Raw genomic sequence first — 16510 nt, forward strand, 5'->3', positions numbered from 1 at the left:
AATAGGGAATTCTCCCTCAAACGTGATGCGAAAACCGGCCCCTTGTCCGCGCCTGGACCGGTTCCTCAGTCCCCGCCGACCCGCTAGCAGAACGCGCTGTCGAACGCCGCGAGCAGGTGAGCGTTCTTGGCAGGGGTGTCGGCCGCGCCCGTGACGTAGACGGTGGCCGCCCGGCCTGCGCGGTCACGTCCGCTGAGCACGCTCACCCCAGGCAGTCCCCCGTCGTGCATCCAGACCGTCCCGCCGCAGCTCGTGGCCACCCTCGCGACCCCCAGGCCGTAGTGCCCGTACGGCGCGTCCGCCGGCACCGTCCCGCTCGCCATCGTCTTCAGCGTCGAGGAGGGCAGCCGCTGCCAGAACGCGTTGAGATCCGCGGGCGTCGAGACCAGGCCGCCCGCGGCCCCGAAGGCGTGGCCCGGCATCTCGGTGATGTCGGCGACGCCGCCCTTGGGGTCGGCAGGGCTCACGCCGTAGTTGCGGGCGTGCTCGCCGCGGATCGCCATCTCGCCCTCGGCCGGCCAGTAGGTCCGCTTCAGGCCGTAGGGCCGGAGGATCCGCGACTCGACGACCTTCCTGAAGTCATCGCCCAGGAGCATCCCCGCCACGAGGTAGTTGGTGTTGGAGTAGGACCACTTCTCGCCCGGCTCCCCGATCGGCTTCTTGGCGAGGGCCGGCTTCAGCTGCTCCTCCGGCGTGCCGGGCTTCGCCCAGTCGATCGTGTCGAGATATTCGGGCAGGCCGCTGGTGTGCTGCAGCAGCTGCCGTACGGTCACCTGCCGCCCGTCGAGCAGGCCTGGCAGATAGGTCTCCACCTTCTCGTCGAGGTCGAGCTTCCCCCGCGCCACCTGGTCGAGCACCGCCGCGGCGACCACCGGCTTGGTCATGCTGGCCGCGCGCATCCGGGCGTCGCCGCCCACCATCGGCCTGCCCGTCCCCCGCGCCGCCGTGCCCGAGGTGTACGTCCTCGACCTGCCCCTCGCGTCCCGCACCTGCAGCACGGCGCCCGCGAACCCGTCCGCCATGGTCAGCCTGTCGAGGTGCTCCTGAACGGAGGGCTTGGAGGTGGCGGCTGCGGCGGCGGGCAGGGCGACCGTGCCCGCGACGACGACGGCCGCGGTGGCGGCGGCGAGCAACCTGGTGACAAGGGAGATCTTCTTCATGCCGAGAACCCTCTCGCGATCACCGCCGCGGCACAGTCATGCGACCACCCCCTGCGGGGTAGGGCTGACCCCCCTATCGCGGGAACCGTCCGGGCGCGGAGCGCGTCAAGCAAGGGGAGGGCCAGACCGTCAGAGCTGTTCCATCCTCAGCCAGGCGCGTGAGGGCAGGGGGTGGCCGAAGAGGCGGGCGGCGTTGCCGTACGCGACCCTGGCGATGTCGGCGGGTGGCAGCGTGCCCAGGTTGCGGGCGACCGCCTTCTGAGTGTCGGGCCAGGTCGAGTCGGAGTGAGGGTAGCCGCTCTCCAGCAGCACGTGGTCGAGGCCGACGGCCAGCCGTACCCCTGAGAGGGCGTGGTCGTCGAGCGTGCCGAAGAAGAAGTTGCGCCGCAGGACCTCGCTGGGCTTCAGCCCGCCCTCCCACAGCGCCTCGGTGCCGACCGGGTGGTCGAGGGCGTAGTCGGCGCGTTCGGCGAGCATGGGCAGCCAGCCGACCGCGCCTTCGACGATGAGGATGCGCAGGTTGGGGAAGCGCAGCGGGACGCCCGACCACAGCCAGTCGGCGCAGGCGAACATGGCGCTGGCGGGCATGAGCGTGGTGATCGCCTCGATGGGCGTGTCGGGCGAGGGCACAGGCGACCAGGAGGAGGCGCCGGTGTGCAGGCAGACCACGGTGCCGGTCTCCTCGCACGCGGCGAAGAACGGGTCCCAGTGGCGGGTGTGGATCGAGGGCAGCCGCAGCCTGGTCGGGAACTCGGGGAAGACGACGGCCTTGAAGCCGCGGGCGGCGTTGGCGCGGATCTCCTTGGCGGCCGTCTCGGGGTCGGGCAGCCACGGCAGTTGCAGGCCGATCATGCGCTCGGGGTAGGTGCCGGCCCAGACGTCGATGTGCCAGTCGTTCCACGCCTTGACCAGGGCGAGGCCGAGCTCCTGGTCGCGGGTCCTGGCGAACGGCATGCCCGACTGCCCGGCGAGCATGCCGGGGAAGCAGAGCGCGGCCCAGATGCCGGCGACGTCCATGTCCTGGACGCGGGCTTCGATGTCGTAGCAGCCGGGACGCATGTCGTCGAACCTGACGGGGTCGAGCGTCCACTGCTCGCGGGGCAGGCCGGCGCCGACGTCGAGCCCGGCGCACGGGTAGGTGGCCCCGCCGTACCGCCAGACCTGGTGACCAGCCTCGGTTTCGACCACCTTGGGTGCCAAGTCCGCATATTTCGCTGCGACTCGGTCCTCGAAAAGGTCAGGAGGCTCGATCAGGTGATCATCGGCGGAGATGATCACGTAGTCGCGCCGCCTCGGCTCGGGGTCGGGAAGGAGCGGCGTAGTCACGCAGGCAACGGTACGACGTGCGCATCACGTCGAACAAGCTGGCCGGTCACCTGTTGGTATCGGGGCCCTCACCCGGGATCACTGGGAAGGCCGGTGATCCCGGGCGCGAGCTCACCCGATGAGGGTGCCGTGGGCGAACCCTCCGGCGTACTACCCAGCAGTACGGCATGCAGTCGCTCGATCGTGGATTGATCGACATCGAGCACGTCAGCGCAGTAGTCCTCGACGGAGCCGTGGCGCGCGGCCAGATCGTGGAGGAAGAACCGCATCGCCTCGGCGGGCGCCTGACCGAAGCCGGGCCACATCGGGGCATCGGGGAACCTGGACTTCCAGTCGGCGACGAAGCGCTCGGTGGCCAGGCCGGTCAGCGCATAGTCGGCGACGATGTCGTCGTCGGCGACGCCGACGAGGGACAGGACCAGCGCGGTGAGGATGCCGGTGCGGTCCTTGCCCGCCGCGCAGTGCACGACGACGGGGGAGTTGTCGGCGTCGGCGACGGTCTCGACGGCGAACTTGAGCCGGTCGACGCCGTCCTCGCTGACCTCGAGGTAGCGGTCGGCGAGGAACCTGCCGACGCCCATGGCCGGGTCGAAGGTGGTGAAGTCCCACGGCCGGCCCTCGATCGGCAGGTTGTGGTAGGTGAGTCCGTCGGACTCGGGGACACGGCCCGAGCGCTCGACCTCGAAGGGGTGGCGCAGGTCGATCACCGTGCGTACGGCGAGCGCGTGGAACCTGGCGAGATCCTCACCCGTTAGCCAACCGAGTGAGTCCGCACGGTAGAAGCGTTTCCACCGCACGACCTGTCCTCCACGGGTGACATATCCACCGATGTCGCGAAAGTTGTGGAGCCGCAGGAATTCCAGGTGACGCGTCACGCCCTTACCTTACGTTGGGAGACATGGAGGGCCACTTAGCGGTCAAGACGTCATGGCGGGTCATCGGCCTGGTCGCCAGGCTCCTGCTCCTGGTCACGCTGTTGTGGGGGGCCTGCCTGGTCGCGTTGAGCACCCGCACCACCGAAGGCACCCCTGAGGAGCTCAGGGCGGCGCTGCGGGGGCGCGACACCGTGGTGCTGGTCGCGGCCTCGGGGGAGCTGAGCTGGTCGCGGACGCCCACCGGATGGCGGCGGCTGGCCACGACAGGTCCCGGCGAGTGGGCCGCCGAGCTGGACGCCGCCGAGACGCGCGGGGTCACGGTCGTCCGCAAGGACAGGGACAGCTGGCCGCCCGAGTGGTTCGAGGAGGTTCCGTCCCGCTACGGCCTGCTGGTGCCGGCGGCCTGGTTCATCACCTTGCTGGCGATGCTTTCGAGGTCCAGACCGCGCTACGCCTCCCGCCTCGGCTGGTTCTGGTTGTTCCTCATCGGCGGCCTGGGCGCCCCGGTCTACCTGCTCATGGAGCCGCAGCCGATCTGGATGGCGCTGGACGACCCGTTGCCGCCCAGGGCCTCACGGCTCGACGGACTCGGCGGATGTCTGGCGTCCTTCGTGCTGGCCGTCGTCAGCGGCCTCGCCGTCCTCGGTCTCGCGGCGCTGTTCGGCTGACCTGTCCTTCACCTCGCGCCGGATCATCATCAACCATCCGCCGATGGCCACGCCGATGAACAGCCACCACTGCACGCCGTACGCGAAGTTGAGCCCGCCGCCCGCGCCCACGTCGGGCGGCGGCACCGGCTCCGGCGCGGGCGAGCTCGGCGGCTGCTGCTCGGTCAGCGACACGTACCCGCCCACCAGCCGGTACGGCAGGCCCTTCCCGATGGCGTCGCTGTTGATGAGCAGCACCTGCCCCGGGGGAAGCGCCCCACGGTTCCTGATGCCGCTCGACGCCTCGGTCTCGCTGGGACGTAGCCTTCCGGTGACAGTTACCTGACCCGAAGGGGCGGGCGGCACCTCGGGCAGCGCGTCGGCGGTCGCGCCCGCCTTCACCCAGCCCCTGTTGACCAGGACCGCCTGGCCCTGCCCCGTGACGAGCGGGGTCAGGACGTAGAAGCCGAGCTGGGTGTTCTGCGTCCGCCTGCGGACCAGGAGCGCGTGGGCGGGGTCGTAGGCGCCCCGGACGGTGACGGCCCGGTAGCGGCTGCTCTCGTCGACGGGCTCTCCCGGGGCGGCGAGCTCGGCGATGGGCACGGGCTTGGCCTCGAGGTTCCTGGTGACGACGTCGCTGTTGGACGAGCGCTCCTCGTACCGGCCGAACTGCCATTGGCCCAGGAAGACGAAGGCGGGAATGACCAGCAGCACCACGACGTGGAGCGCCAGCCACCTGGGCGTGAGCAGGAACCGGTACACGTCTTTAGGTTAGGCACTGCCCGCACCGGTCCCGCACCGAACCCGGGACAGGTCGCCTGGTCATCGTCTACGGTCGGGATTTGTCGCCCTTTCCCTCCAGGAGCTGCACACCTCCATGACCCTCCTCGCCGCGCCCCCCGCGGTCGTCATGCCGCGCATGTCGGCGATCCTCCGCCACGCCGCTCCGCGCGTCCTCGAAGCCATGATCATGCCGGTGGCCACCTTCTACCTCGGCATGATCGTCGCCGGGATCCCCGGCGGGCTCACGGCCGCGGTCGCGTGGGTCTACGGCGGCGCGGGGTGGCGGTTGTGGCGGCGGACGGAGGTGCCTGGATCGCTGCTCCTGGCCGCGGTGACGATCACCGTGCGGGTGGTGCTGGCGGTGGCGTTCGACGATCCGAGGTGGTTCTTCCTCATCCCCACCATGGGCATCTTCTGCGCGAGCGCGGCCTTCCTGTGCACCGTCAGGACGCGCAGGCCCATGGCGCAGCGGGTCACCGTCGACCTGGTCCCGATGCCGGAGCACGTCGAGTCGCATCCGCTGATGCGGCGGTTCTTCGTCCGGCAGTCGCTCGTCTGGGGGTGCGCGCAGCTCGTCAACGGCGCCTTCACCCTGTGGATGCTCCTCCACGAGGCACTGGCGACCTTCCTGCTGGTCCGCACCGCCGCGGTCGCCGTCCTGCTGGGCGGTACGGCGCTCGCCTCGGTGCTCGACTTCCGCAGGACCCTAGGCGCTCTTCAGCTTCGCGCCTGAGCCCTCCACCGCCGTCACCTCGCGGGGCCCGGCCACCTCGTGCCCGTCCGCGCACCTGAAGTGCTGTTCGAGCGCGGCCCCGCAGCCCCGATGGGTGAGCATCACGGGCGGCCCTTCCTCGTCGGCCATGTACGTGTCGCCCCAGTGCATCAGCGCCACCAGGATCGGATAGAGGTCGAGGCCCTTCTGGGTGAGGCGGTACTCGTCGCGCTGGCGCTGCCCCGGTTCCCTGTAGGGCTCCTTGCGCAGCAGCCCCTCGTCCACGAGCCGGTTCAGTCGCGCGCTCAGCACCTGTCGCGGCGCGCCGGTGATCGCCTGCATGTCGGCGAAGCGCCGCACACCGCTGAACGCCTCGCGTAGCACCAGGAAGGTCCACTTCTCCCCGACGACGTCCAGGGTCCGCTCGATCGAGCAGTTGTCCACCCGGAAAGGCACGTTCATAGGTGAAGGGTACTTCGAGAAACATCTGAGTCCAATTGACAGACTCAGCTAGTGGCGGAATGCTGAGTCTATGATGGGAACTCAGATCCGTCCCGCCGGGCCGTGCGACGAGGAACGGATCAGGCGCTTCCTGGTAGGTCTGTCGCTCCACACGCAGACCCTCCGGTTCTTCAGCGGGATCCCGTCGCCCAGGGCCGGCCTGATCAGGACGCTGCTGGCGATCGACGGCCAGCGCGACGCGATCGTCGCCGAGCGCGACGGCGAGATCATCGGCCACGCGATGAGCTACCGGGGCGGCGCCACCGACGTGGAGATCGCGATCGTGGTCACCGACGACTGGCAGGGCCGCGGCCTCGGCAGGAGGCTGATCGGCGTGCTGCTCGGCAGGGCGGCCGGCCGGGGCGCGACCACGGTCGGCATGGACGTCCTGGGCGACAACAGGCGGGTTCTGCGGATCATCAGGAGGATGTGGCCCGACGCCACGATGAAAGTCTCTTCCGGATCTGTCGAAGTGACCGCTATGATCCAATCGGCCGTGGTATTTGCGGAACAAGGTTCTGGTGGACCACCATTGACCTTATGAAGACGCATGTGAGTGGCGCCAAGAACGGACGCGACGGCCGTACCCGCATCATCGAGGGCGCCCTTCGCCGCTTCAGTCAGGACGGGGTCTCTGCCACCACCCTGGCCAGCCTCCGCGAGGAGAGCGGCGTCAGCGTCGGCAGTTTCTACCACCACTTCGCCAGCAAGGAACACGTCTTCGGCGTGCTCTACGCGGAGATCCTCACCGCCTACCAGCAGGCGTTCGTCGCCGAGCTGGTCAGCCACGAGGACGCCCGCGCGGGCATCGAGGCGGTCGTCGCCTTCCACATGAGCTGGGCGTGCGAGCACCCCGAGCGTGCCAGGATCCTCGTCAGCGAGCGCCCGCCGCGCAAGAACGAGCCGGGCGGCCCCGAGGCCGCCGAGGCGCGCCGCGCCTTCTTCCGCCAGGTCGCCGACTGGTGGCGCCCCCACATGAAGAACGGCCTGCTCCAGCCGGTCGCCCCGACCATGTGCTACGTGCTGTGGCTCGGCCCCGCGCAGGAGATGTGCCGCCTGTGGTTCGCGGGAGCCCACACGCCCACCGACGACGAGATCAAGGGGCTCGGCCAGGCCGCCTGGCAGAGCCTGCGGCAGAGCGACAGGGAGCAATGATCCAAGCACCCTGTGTGGTGTTATTGTCGCGATTGTGAGACGACCGCGCGCGCTCCTCTTGACCGGCTTGCCGGAGCACGCCCTCGCGCGGCTCCGCGAGGTGGCCGACGTCGTCGAGGTGGCCGAGCGGCCCCCTCTCGGATTCTCCGACGACGAACTGGCCGACCTCCTCATCGAGACGGGTGCCAGCGTGCTCGTCACCGACCACGACCAGGTCCGCACGTCGGTCCTTGACCTTCCTCTGGACGTCGTGGCCTGCACCGGCGCCCTCACCACCATCGACCTGGACCTGGCGGCCGAGCGCGGGGTGACCGTGCTCAACGACGGCGCACAGGACGTCGACGCGGTCGCCGAACTCACGCTGGCGCTGCTGTTCGCGGTCAGCAGGCACATCGTCGCCGCCGACCGCGAGGTACGGCGGGGCAGGGGCAGCCGCGAGCACGTGCCCGCCACCGACCGCTACCGGGGTTCGAGGCTGTCGGGCCGTACGTTCGGCATCGTGGGGCTGGGCAGGGTGGGCAAGGCCGTGCAGTGGCGGGCGGAGGGGCTCGGCATGCGGGTGATCGCCTGCGACCCCTACGTCTCCGAGGCCACCCACACCCTGCCCGAGCTGCTCGCCGAGGCGGACGTGGTCTCCGTGCACGTGCCGCTGACCGCCGAGACGCGAGGACTCATCGGCGGGACCGAGCTGGGATGCATGCGGGAGGGCGCGATCTACCTCAACACCTCGCGCGGCGCTCTGCATGACCTGACCGCCCTGGTCGAGGCGCTGCGCTGGGGGCGGCTCGGCGGGGCGGGACTCGACCATTTCGAGGGCGAGTGGCTCGACCGCTCGCACCCGCTGACCAGGCTGCCGAACGTGGTGCTCACCCCGCGCCTCGGCCAGGCCACGGGGGAGACGGCCGAGGAGCGAGCGGAGTCGATCGTGGAGGACATCGTCAGGCTGGTGCGCGGCGAGCGGCCCGCGCACGCCTGCACGCCGGTCGATGCGCGGATCATCGCATAGGAACGTGCCAGTGGCGTCTGTCCAGGGAGATGTCGAGTGCCACCTCGTGGCGGTGGCGGCGTAACCCGGGGACGCGGACCCGGTCGTGGACGTCGAAACGGCCGTGCCTGGCCGCGCCGAAGCAGAGCTCCCCCGTGAAGACGCGCAGGTCATCGCGGTTGCCGCAGGTCGGGCATGTCCAGGTGACGCGGTCGAGACCGCGGTCGTAGTCGGAGCAGGCGCTGAAGTACTCCTCTGGCTTGAACCGGGACTCACAGGCGAGGCAGGGAAGCAGCATCGGTTCCGTTCCTCTTCGGGCAGTGGTGGGGCAGAAGGAGTATGGCAGACGTAACTGTACGATTACCGTGAGTTTCGGATCTAGGATGGGCGGGTGGAACGACTGCGCGACCATCTCCTGGAGACCGGCTACACGATCGACGGCGTTCGCGACCGGCTCGGTGACATGGCGGCCTCGGCGCTGGCCAGAGAGGAGCTGGTCCCGGCCCTGCGGGCGACAGGAAGCGGCGACCCGCTCGACGCGATGATCCGCCTGTGGTGGCTCGGCGTTCCCGTCGAGGCGGCCGCGCTGCCCTTCGAGGTGATGGAGTCGGGTCTGGTCGAGTTCGACGGCGACAGCGTCCGCGCCACCGTCCACCTGCAGCCGTGGGACGAGCACGGCTACGTCGTCTCCGACCGCAAGGTCCGCCCAGGCGATCCCGCGCTGCGTCCCGACCACGTCGTCGGCGCCGGTGGCGCGTCGGCCAACCTCGCCCAGCTCGTCACCCGCAGGCCTGTCGAGCGCGCGCTCGACCTGGGCACCGGCTGCGGCGTCCAGGTGCTGCACCTGGCCGAGCGCGCCTCCAGCATCGTCGCCACCGACCTCAACCCGCGCGCGGTGGAGCTGGCCCGCCTGAGCTGGCGGCTGTCCGGCATCGCCGGCGTCGACGCCCGCGTCGGCTCCATGTTCGAGCCCGTCGAGGGCGAGCTGTTCGATCTCGTGGTCTCCAACCCGCCCTTCGTGATCTCACCCGGCGGGAGGCTGACCTACAGGGAGACCGGCGCCGAGGGCGACGACTTCTGCCGCGATCTCGTCCTGCGGGCCCCTCACCACCTCGCTCAGGACGGCCACGCCCAGTTCCTGGCCAACTGGTTGCACGTCGAGGGCGAGGACTGGCGCGACCGCGTGGGCGGCTGGGTCGGCGAGACCGGTTGCGACGGCTGGGTGGTCGAGCGCGACGTGCAGGACCCGGCCGAGTACGTCGAGCTGTGGCTGCGCGACGCGGCCGTGCAGGGCACCCCCGCCTACGCCGGCCGCTACGACGAATGGCTGTCGTGGTTCGAGGCCAACAAGGTGGAGGGCGTCGGCTTCGGCTGGATCACGCTGCGCAACTCGGGCGCCCTCGACCCCGTCGTCAGGGTGGAGCGGCTGACCCACCAGGTCTCCCTGCCCGTCGGCGACTACGTCGAGGAGGTCCTCGACTCGATCGCCGCCGCCCACAGGATCCGCGACCTGGACACGGCGAGGCTGCGGGTGGCCGAGGGCCTCCTCGACGAGCGCATCGGCGCTCCAGGCGCCGAGGACCCTTCGCGGATCGTGCTGCGCCAGACCCGTGGCCTGCTCCGCAGCACCGACGTCGGCACGGTGGAGGCGGCGCTGGCCGGGGTCTGCGACGGAGAGCTGGCCCTCGGCCCGCTGCTGAACGTGATCGCCGAGCTGGTGGGCGACGGCGAGCAGCTGCTCGCCGACACCCTGCGCCCGCTGATCGCCGAGGGCTACTTCCACCTGTAGGCGGCGGTCAGCCGTCGATCACGCCGAGGTCCAGCTTGGCCAGGCGCTCGGGGTCGGAGACGGAGTACATCTCGACGATCCGCCCGTCCACGACCGTGAAGCCCATGACCGAGAACGGCTTGCCGTTCACCATGGAGACCAGGCCCGCGATGCCGTTCACCAGCACGGGACGCGCGCCCGTCGCGACGCGCGCGAACCTCGTCGCCTGCTTGGCCACCGCCGCGGCGCCGCGCAGCGTCGACACGCCCGCCATGCTCACCGAGCGCAGCACGATGTCGGGGTCGAGCACGGAGACGAGCGCCTCGAAGTCGCCACCGCGGGCGGCGGCGAGGAAAGCGTCGACGACCTTCCGCTGCCTGCTCACATCGGTGTCGGGCGCGGGCGCGGCCCCCTGCACCCTGCGACGGGCCCTGCTGGCCAGCTGCCGCGTGGTGGCGGTCGAGCGCTCCACGATCGGCGCGATCTCCTCGAACGGCACGGCGAACAGGTCGTGCAGCACGAAGGCCAGCCGCTCGGCGGGAGCCAGCGTGTCGAGCACGACGAGCATGGCGAGACCGACCGAGTCGGCCAGCATCGCCTCATGCTCGGGATCGCTGCCGTCCTCGCTGGTCACGACGGGGTCGGGGAAGTGCTCGCCGGCCGGCTCCTCCCGCCGCTCGCGCGCCCGCAGCATGTCCAGGCACACCCGCGCGACGACCGTCGTCAGCCAGCCGCCGAGATTGCCGACCTCGCTCACGTCGGTACGGCTGAGCCTGAGCCACGCTTCCTGGACGGCGTCGTCGGCCTCGCTCAGCGAGCCCAGCATCCGGTAGGCCACCGCTTTCAGATGGGCGCGGTGTTCCTCGAATCGCTCTGCCAGCTGCTCGTATGGGTCCATCCGCCACATTCCTTCTTCACGGTTCGTCATGCCGGTGACGAACGATCCCGTGAAGGACAGCCAATCATGCGACCCTCGCGGCCTCTTCGCCCGCTGCCCGCGTGGTGAGCCGGTTGATCGGGCGTTGATTGGTTTGCATGCGCGACCCCGCACCCTCGGAGCGTGGACACACCCCGGGGGGTTCGCAAGAAACGGGGTGTGTCGCCCGACCGGCCGTCATCGTGAGGCGGCTAGCTGTCACGTGGAGCATCCGGATAACCGGGCCCCCTAGCGAAACGTGACGGTCAGACGGCCGGTCGGGCCCACACACACCGCACCCGAAAAGAGACCGGCCTTGATCAACCATGTGTGGATGACCCGTCTGGACGACGAACTGTACTTAGGACTCGACGACGGAGGCGACGCCGACACCGGCGAGGAGGGCCTTGAGGTCACCCGCCTCGGGAGCCCCGAGCCTGGTGAAGATGTCGAAGGCCTGACGTAGGCAGTCGACGCTCCCGGAGGCGTTGCCCATGCCGTGCAGCGCCTTGCCCAGCACCGCGAGCGAGAGCCCCTCACCGTACGGGTGGCCGATCTCGCGGCTGACCGCCAGCGCCTGCTCCGCGTGACGCACCGCGTCGGAGAAACGCTCGGCGGCGATGAACGTCTCCGCCAGCCTGGCGCACACCCGCTGCTCCCACACCCGCTGCTTGCTGGCCCTGAAGAAGGCCAGGCACTCGGCGTGGTGGTGGACGGCCTCGTTGAGGCGTCCGACGCGGGACAGCACGATGCCGAGGTGGTAGCGGGCGCGGGCGGTGCCCGCTCCGCTGCCGATCTCGGTGAAGATGGCCAGCCCCTTCTCGGCCGCGACGATCGCGTCGTCGGGGTTGCCGAGGCCGAGGTGGTCGCGGGCGGAGTAGCTGAGCACCAGCGCCTCTCCGGCCTGCACGCCGTTCTCCCTGTAGAACGTCGTGGCCGACTCGAACCAGCCGAGCGCCTCGTGGTGCAGGCGCAGGCGGCCCGAGACGACGGCCAGGGCGTTGAGCACCTCGCCCATGACGATGCGCTCGTTGCGGGCGGTCGACAGGTCGAGCACGAGCCGGAACTGCTCCTTCGACTCGGGCAGCCGGTTGGCGCCGAACAGCACGCGGCCGAGGCCGTAACGGGCGCGCAGCTCGCTCGCCTGGTCGCCGATCTTCCGTGCGGTGGCCAGCACGGCCCTGGTCGCCAGGTCGAACTCGCGGGCGTGCGTCCCGGCCTCCAGCAGCGGCTCCATGGCGACGATGAGGTCGGCCGCGGGCAGCAGCTGCTCGGCGGTGCGGCAGGATTCGGCGGCCTGGCCGATCACCGCGAACAGCGCGTCGCCCTCGGCGATGAGCCAGGCGACGGCGTCGTCGGCCGAGGCGAACGTGCGCCCGCTGCCCACCACGACGATGTTGTCGGGGATCATGCTGCCTTCGTAGGCGAGCCGGTGCGCCGACTGGGCCGAGGCCAGGTAGAAGCCGAGGAGCCTGCGCAGGGCCAGCGTCCTGGCCTGCGGGCGCTCGGTCCGTTCGAGGATGCGCCGGGCGAAGAGCTTGAGCAGGTCGTGGAAGCGGTAGCGGCCCGGGGCGGGCGCCTCCAGGAGGCTGGCGTCCACCAGCGACTCCAGCAGGTCCTCCGCCTCCAGCGTCGGCGACGACAGGACGGCCGCCGCCGCGCCGACCGAGATGTCGGGGCCGTTCGGCAGGCTCAGCAGCCTGAACGCCCTCGCCTGGGCGGCGTCGAGCTGGCCGTACCCGAGGGCGAAGGTGGCCTCCACCGCCAGGTCGCCGACGCGCAGCTCGTCGAGGCGGCGCTGCTCGTCGGCCAGGCGGGGCACCAGCGAGGCGACGGTCCACGAGGGCCGCGCGGCCAGCCGTGCCGCCACGATCCGTACGGCCAGCGGCAGGAACCCGCACGCCGCCACCACGTCCATCGCCGCGCCGCGCTCGGCGGACACCCGCTCGGGCCCCGCGATGGCGGTGAACAGCGACAGCGCCTCGTCGGGCTCCATCACGTCGAGGTCGATCAGCTTGGCCGACGGCAGGTCGGCCAGCTTCACCCTGCTGGTGACGATCGCCGCGCAGCCGGGCGAGCCGGGCAGCAGCTGGCTGACCTGACGGGTGTCGCGCGCGTTGTCCAGCAGCACCAGGATGCGCCGGTCGGCCAGCAGCGACCGGTAGAGCGCGGCCCGCTCGGACAGTCCCTCGGGGATGACGTCAGGGGGGATGCCGAGCGCGCGCAGGAACGCTCCCAACGCCGATTCGGGGGCGGTGGCCTCGTCGGTGAAGCCGCGCAGGTCGGCGTAGAGCTGCCCGTCGGGGAACAGGTCGTCGCAGGCGTGCGCCACGTGGACGGCGAGCGTGGTCTTGCCGACGCCGCCGATGCCGCAGATGGCCGCGACGGGCACGCCCTCGGCCGCGGTCTTGGCCGACAGCAGCGTGCGCAGCCTGGCGACCAGCGGGCGGCGGCCGGTGAAGTCGCTGACGGCGGCGGGCAGCTGCGCCGGGCGCGGGAGTTCGTGCTCGTCGGCGGCGCTCGCGGATCCTTCGGCGACGGGCTCGGGGGCCGGACTGGGCGGCGCCATCAAGCTGGGGTCGGCGGCGAGGATCTTGTGGTGCAGCGCGGTCAGCTCGGGTCCCGGCTCGATGCCCAGCTCCTCGATGAGCGCCTCGCGGGTGTCGGTGAAGACCGCCAGTGCCTCGCCCTGCCGTCCGCAGCGGTAGTAGGCCAGCATGAGCTGGGCGCGCAGCCGCTCGCGCAGCGGGTGGTCGGCGGTGAGCGCGATCAGCTCGGAGACGATCGTGGCGTGGCTGCCGAGCTCCAGGTCGAGGTCCATGAGCTGTTCGAGGGCCGTGATGCGGCGCTCGACCAGCCGGTCGCGCTGGTGCTCGGCGAAGGGGCCGACCGCGCCGGCCAGCGGCTCGCCCTCCCACAGCGCGAGCGCGGCGCGCAGGCTCTCGGCGGCCTCGCCGGCGCCGCCCTTCTTGCGCAGCGCCTCGGCCTCCTGGACCCCGCGCTCGAAGAGGGTCAAGTCGAGGGAGCCTGCGCGCAGGGCGTAGCCCTTGCCGACGGAGGTGAGCAGTTCGGGGCGCGAGCGGGGCGAGCGGTCGGGCTCCAGCACCGTGCGCAGCCGCGAGACGTAGGTGCGCAGCGCGCCGAGCGCTCTCGGCGGGGCTTCCTCTCCCCATACCGCGTCGATCATTTCGGTAGGCGTGATCGCGCGGCCTTCCCTGAGGAGGAGCATCGCGAGGATCGAACGCTGAAGTGGTGTTCCCAGATCGAGTTCGTCACCATCGCGCCACGCGCGGACGGGACCGAGCACGGCGAACCGCAGCCCCTCACCAGCCATGCTCACAGTCTCCAACGCAATGGAACATTTTGCTACCAAATACTAGGTGCCCAGAGGTGGCCATTTCGTTGATTGCGCTTTGATCCGGCGTTAAGCAGCGCGGAGCATGCTGAATCTCACAAGGGCATGGCCCAGTTCAACGGGGGCGGTCATGCCTTTCCGGCCGAAAAGAACACCAGGCCCTGCCCGACATAGCGGGCAGGGCCTTCGTGTCCGGATTTTTCGTAGGAACGTGCTTAGGCGGCTTCGACGAGACCGAGTCTCTGAGCCATCCGTTCTCGAACCATCGGCCATTCCGAGCCCAGGATCGAGTAGTACGCGGTATCTCGGACCGTATCGTCGGCGCCTCGGCTGTCTGCCCGTCGCACACCGTCCAGGTGCGCGCCGAGAGCCTCGATGGCGGCCCGGGATCGCGTATTACGTACATCTGCTTTGAGGGTGATGCGGTGGACGCCCCACGTGTCGAAGGCCAGGGAGAGCATCAGGAACTTGCTCTCCCTGTTCACACCCGTGCCCTGCGCCGAAGCGGAGAGCCAGGTGTAGCCGATGTCGGCCACGGAAGGGATCTCGCCCACCACGCCACGTGTGCCCGGAGGCCAGGGCATGGGGCCCTGCCAGTACTCCAGGTGCATGAGACGGGTGGCACCGACGACGCGGTCGGTGTGAAGCCACCGGATGGCGAAAGGCATCGTCCGGCCTTCCGCCTGCTCAGCCATAGCGGCCTCCACGTAGGAGACCATCTCTTCCCGCCCAACGGGAACACGAGTGAAGGCATACGTGGAGCGGTCTTCACTCGCCGCGGCGACGAGGTCATCGACCGCCGCGAGGCTGAGAGGTTCCAGGCGCACGAAGCGCCCGGACAGGGTGACAAAAGCGGGCATGAGCACATGATGGGGCTTGCACGCGGCGGGAGATACCAGGACTCACGCGCTATCTTTTGCAGGTTTCTGCAATGGCTACGTTTTCCCAGGTCAACAGGGTGATCGTGGGGCTTCGCGAGGGGGTCGCGGGACAAAGTTTGCCAAACCGATGCCTAGCTGTGCACGGGCGTTGCGACCAGGGCGCGGCGCGGGGTTCTCCCTGCCGTTTTCCGCTGGACGGACAGGTCGTGCAAACCCCTCGAAAGGTGCTCCATGTTGGCCGCGATCCACGGCAGCGCAAGGGGGTCGGAGGAGGTCAGCGCGGCCAGGCGCTCCTCCTGGCTCTCGCCGTACATGAGGCTGGTGGCCACCCGCACCCTGGCGGCCGACGGGTCGTCGCCGAAGGCGTGTCCCGGCAGGACGCCGATGCCGTGGTCCTCGATCAGCAGCTTGGTGACTTCCGCCGAGCCGCCGGCCCCCAGGTAGCCGAGGTCGGGGTAGAGGTAGAAGCCGCCCTGCGGGGCGGGGACGCTGGCGCCTGCCTCGACGAACGCGGCGTGGACCGCGTTCACGACCACGCCGTGCAGCCGCCTGCTCTGCGCCACGCGCTCGACCAGCTCGGTCGGCTCGGTGAAGGCGTAGGCGGCCGCCTGCTGGACGGGAGCGGCCGGCGCGGACCAGATCTCGCTGGCGATCGCGAGCATCGTGTCGTGCAGGCCGCGGGCGCCGTCGGGCAGCCTGGCGACGCCGATGCGCCAGCCGCCGAGCGCCAGGCTCTTGCTCAGCCCGGTGGTGATCACGGTACGTTCGGGCGCCAGGTCGGCCGGGGACAGGAACGGGGTCGCGAGGTCGTGGACGAGGTCGCGGTAGATCTCGTCGGAGATGATCACGAGGTCGAGCTCGCGGGCGACCTCGACCAGGCGGCCGATGGTCCGCGGCGACGCGAGCCTTCCCGTGGGGTTGTCGGGCAGCGTGACCAGCACGGAGCGCACCGTCCTGCCCTGCGCGCGGGCGTGCAGGACGGCGGAGGCGACGCGATCCGGGTCTGGCGCCCCTCCCTCGCCGGGGGGCGCGGGGACCAGGATCGGCCGGGAGCCGACGAGATCGGCCTGCGCGGCGTAGCTGACCCAGCTCGGCATGGGCAGCACGATGTCGCCGCCGATGGCGAGTTGCAGGGCGTACAGCAGCGGCTTGCTGCCGGGGGCGCAGACGACGCGGTCGGGTTCGGTGATGAGTCCCCGTCGAGTCCAGTAGCCCGCCGCTGCTTCGCGTAGTTCCGCGGCCCCCGCGACAGACCCGTAGCCGTTGCGGTCCGAGGCGGTGACCAGCTTGTGCCGCAGCGCCGGGTGCACGGGCAGACCTGCCTCACCGAAGGCCAGGTGCAGCACGCGTTCCCCGGCGTGCCGTCTTCGTTCGATGTCTTCGTTGGCCGCCAAGGTGGCGGACAGCTTCACGCTCGTGTTTGTCACGTTCCCAGCCTGGTTGTAT

General features: G+C 70.5%; 16 protein-coding genes. 6 read left to right on the plus strand and 10 right to left on the minus strand.

Features of this window, described 5'->3' with window-relative positions; all coding sequences use genetic code 11:
* Nucleotides 1–83: 83 nt before the first annotated feature.
* From AB0B45_RS21720 to AB0B45_RS21730, 3 genes are all read right to left on the minus strand, one after another.
* Nucleotides 84–1160: a serine hydrolase domain-containing protein gene (locus AB0B45_RS21720; RefSeq protein WP_358133047.1), complete on the minus strand. Its 1077-nt coding sequence runs from the start codon at nucleotides 1158–1160 to the stop codon at nucleotides 84–86.
* Nucleotides 1161–1289: 129 nt separating this feature from the next.
* The gene (locus AB0B45_RS21725; RefSeq protein WP_358133049.1) at nucleotides 1290–2486 is read right to left on the minus strand and encodes an amidohydrolase family protein; all 1197 of its coding nucleotides are present in this window, start codon (nucleotides 2484–2486) and stop codon (nucleotides 1290–1292) included.
* A gap of 68 nt (nucleotides 2487–2554) precedes the next feature.
* Nucleotides 2555–3361 carry a tyrosine-protein phosphatase gene (locus AB0B45_RS21730; RefSeq protein ID WP_358133052.1) on the minus strand — a complete coding sequence of 269 codons (807 nt, stop codon included), beginning with the start codon at nucleotides 3359–3361 and terminating at the stop codon, nucleotides 2555–2557.
* A 23-nt stretch (nucleotides 3362–3384) separates the two neighbouring features.
* Between AB0B45_RS21730 and AB0B45_RS21735 the strand changes: the two genes are divergently transcribed.
* On the plus strand, nucleotides 3385–4029 hold the full coding sequence (locus tag AB0B45_RS21735) for a hypothetical protein (RefSeq protein ID WP_358133055.1): 645 nt from the start codon (nucleotides 3385–3387) through the stop codon (nucleotides 4027–4029).
* Here AB0B45_RS21735 and AB0B45_RS21740 read toward each other — a convergent pair.
* Nucleotides 3934–4770: an SURF1 family protein gene (locus AB0B45_RS21740; RefSeq protein WP_358133058.1), complete on the minus strand. Its 837-nt coding sequence runs from the start codon at nucleotides 4768–4770 to the stop codon at nucleotides 3934–3936. The two genes, AB0B45_RS21735 and AB0B45_RS21740, sit on opposite strands and share 96 nt — an antisense overlap.
* Nucleotides 4771–4885: 115 nt before the next feature.
* On the opposite strand from AB0B45_RS21740, the gene AB0B45_RS21745 reads away from it, so the two are divergent.
* On the plus strand, nucleotides 4886–5524 hold the full coding sequence (locus AB0B45_RS21745; protein ID WP_358133061.1) for a VC0807 family protein: 639 nt from the start codon (nucleotides 4886–4888) through the stop codon (nucleotides 5522–5524).
* Here AB0B45_RS21745 and AB0B45_RS21750 read toward each other — a convergent pair.
* Nucleotides 5498–5965, minus strand: coding sequence for a helix-turn-helix domain-containing protein (locus AB0B45_RS21750; protein WP_358133064.1), 468 nt, complete (start codon nucleotides 5963–5965; stop codon nucleotides 5498–5500). The two genes, AB0B45_RS21745 and AB0B45_RS21750, sit on opposite strands and share 27 nt — an antisense overlap.
* 70 nt (nucleotides 5966–6035) lie before the next feature.
* On the opposite strand from AB0B45_RS21750, the gene AB0B45_RS21755 reads away from it, so the two are divergent.
* The 3 genes from AB0B45_RS21755 to AB0B45_RS21765 are packed head-to-tail and all read left to right on the plus strand — an operon-like array spanning nucleotide 6036 to nucleotide 8165.
* Nucleotides 6036–6548: a GNAT family N-acetyltransferase gene (locus tag AB0B45_RS21755; protein ID WP_358133066.1), complete on the plus strand. Its 513-nt coding sequence runs from the start codon at nucleotides 6036–6038 to the stop codon at nucleotides 6546–6548.
* Nucleotides 6545–7159 (plus strand): TetR/AcrR family transcriptional regulator, encoded by a 615-nt coding sequence (locus AB0B45_RS21760; RefSeq protein WP_358133069.1) that lies wholly within the window; start codon nucleotides 6545–6547, stop codon nucleotides 7157–7159. Before AB0B45_RS21755 ends, AB0B45_RS21760 begins: the two co-directional genes overlap by 4 nt.
* 34 nt (nucleotides 7160–7193) lie before the next feature.
* Nucleotides 7194–8165, plus strand: a complete 972-nt coding sequence (locus AB0B45_RS21765) for an NAD(P)-dependent oxidoreductase (RefSeq protein ID WP_358133072.1) — start codon at nucleotides 7194–7196, stop codon at nucleotides 8163–8165.
* Here AB0B45_RS21765 and AB0B45_RS21770 read toward each other — a convergent pair.
* Nucleotides 8155–8442 (minus strand): hypothetical protein, encoded by a 288-nt coding sequence (locus AB0B45_RS21770; RefSeq protein ID WP_358133075.1) that lies wholly within the window; start codon nucleotides 8440–8442, stop codon nucleotides 8155–8157. The two genes, AB0B45_RS21765 and AB0B45_RS21770, sit on opposite strands and share 11 nt — an antisense overlap.
* A 93-nt stretch (nucleotides 8443–8535) precedes the next feature.
* Here AB0B45_RS21770 and AB0B45_RS21775 point away from each other — a divergent pair, with 93 nt between their 5' ends.
* Nucleotides 8536–9933: a methyltransferase gene (locus AB0B45_RS21775; protein WP_358133077.1), complete on the plus strand. Its 1398-nt coding sequence runs from the start codon at nucleotides 8536–8538 to the stop codon at nucleotides 9931–9933.
* Nucleotides 9934–9940: 7 nt separating this feature from the next.
* On the opposite strand, the gene sigJ is transcribed toward AB0B45_RS21775, so the two are convergent.
* The 4 genes from sigJ to AB0B45_RS21795 form a co-directional block, all read right to left on the minus strand.
* Complete coding sequence (gene sigJ / locus AB0B45_RS21780; RefSeq protein ID WP_358133080.1) at nucleotides 9941–10810, minus strand: RNA polymerase sigma factor SigJ; 870 nt, start codon at nucleotides 10808–10810, stop codon at nucleotides 9941–9943.
* Nucleotides 10811–11189: 379 nt separating this feature from the next.
* A complete protein-coding gene (locus AB0B45_RS21785; protein ID WP_358133082.1) occupies nucleotides 11190–14162 on the minus strand; it encodes a BTAD domain-containing putative transcriptional regulator in 2973 nt (990 codons plus the stop codon).
* 236 nt (nucleotides 14163–14398) lie between these two features.
* Nucleotides 14399–15043 (minus strand): GNAT family protein, encoded by a 645-nt coding sequence (locus AB0B45_RS21790; protein ID WP_358133085.1) that lies wholly within the window; start codon nucleotides 15041–15043, stop codon nucleotides 14399–14401.
* A gap of 152 nt (nucleotides 15044–15195) precedes the next feature.
* Nucleotides 15196–16491: a pyridoxal phosphate-dependent aminotransferase gene (locus tag AB0B45_RS21795; RefSeq protein WP_358133088.1), complete on the minus strand. Its 1296-nt coding sequence runs from the start codon at nucleotides 16489–16491 to the stop codon at nucleotides 15196–15198.
* Nucleotides 16492–16510: the final 19 nt, after the last annotated feature.

It is taken from the genome of Nonomuraea sp. NPDC049152, assembly GCF_040648355.1.
Classification (GTDB): Bacteria; Actinomycetota; Actinomycetes; order Streptosporangiales; family Streptosporangiaceae; genus Nonomuraea.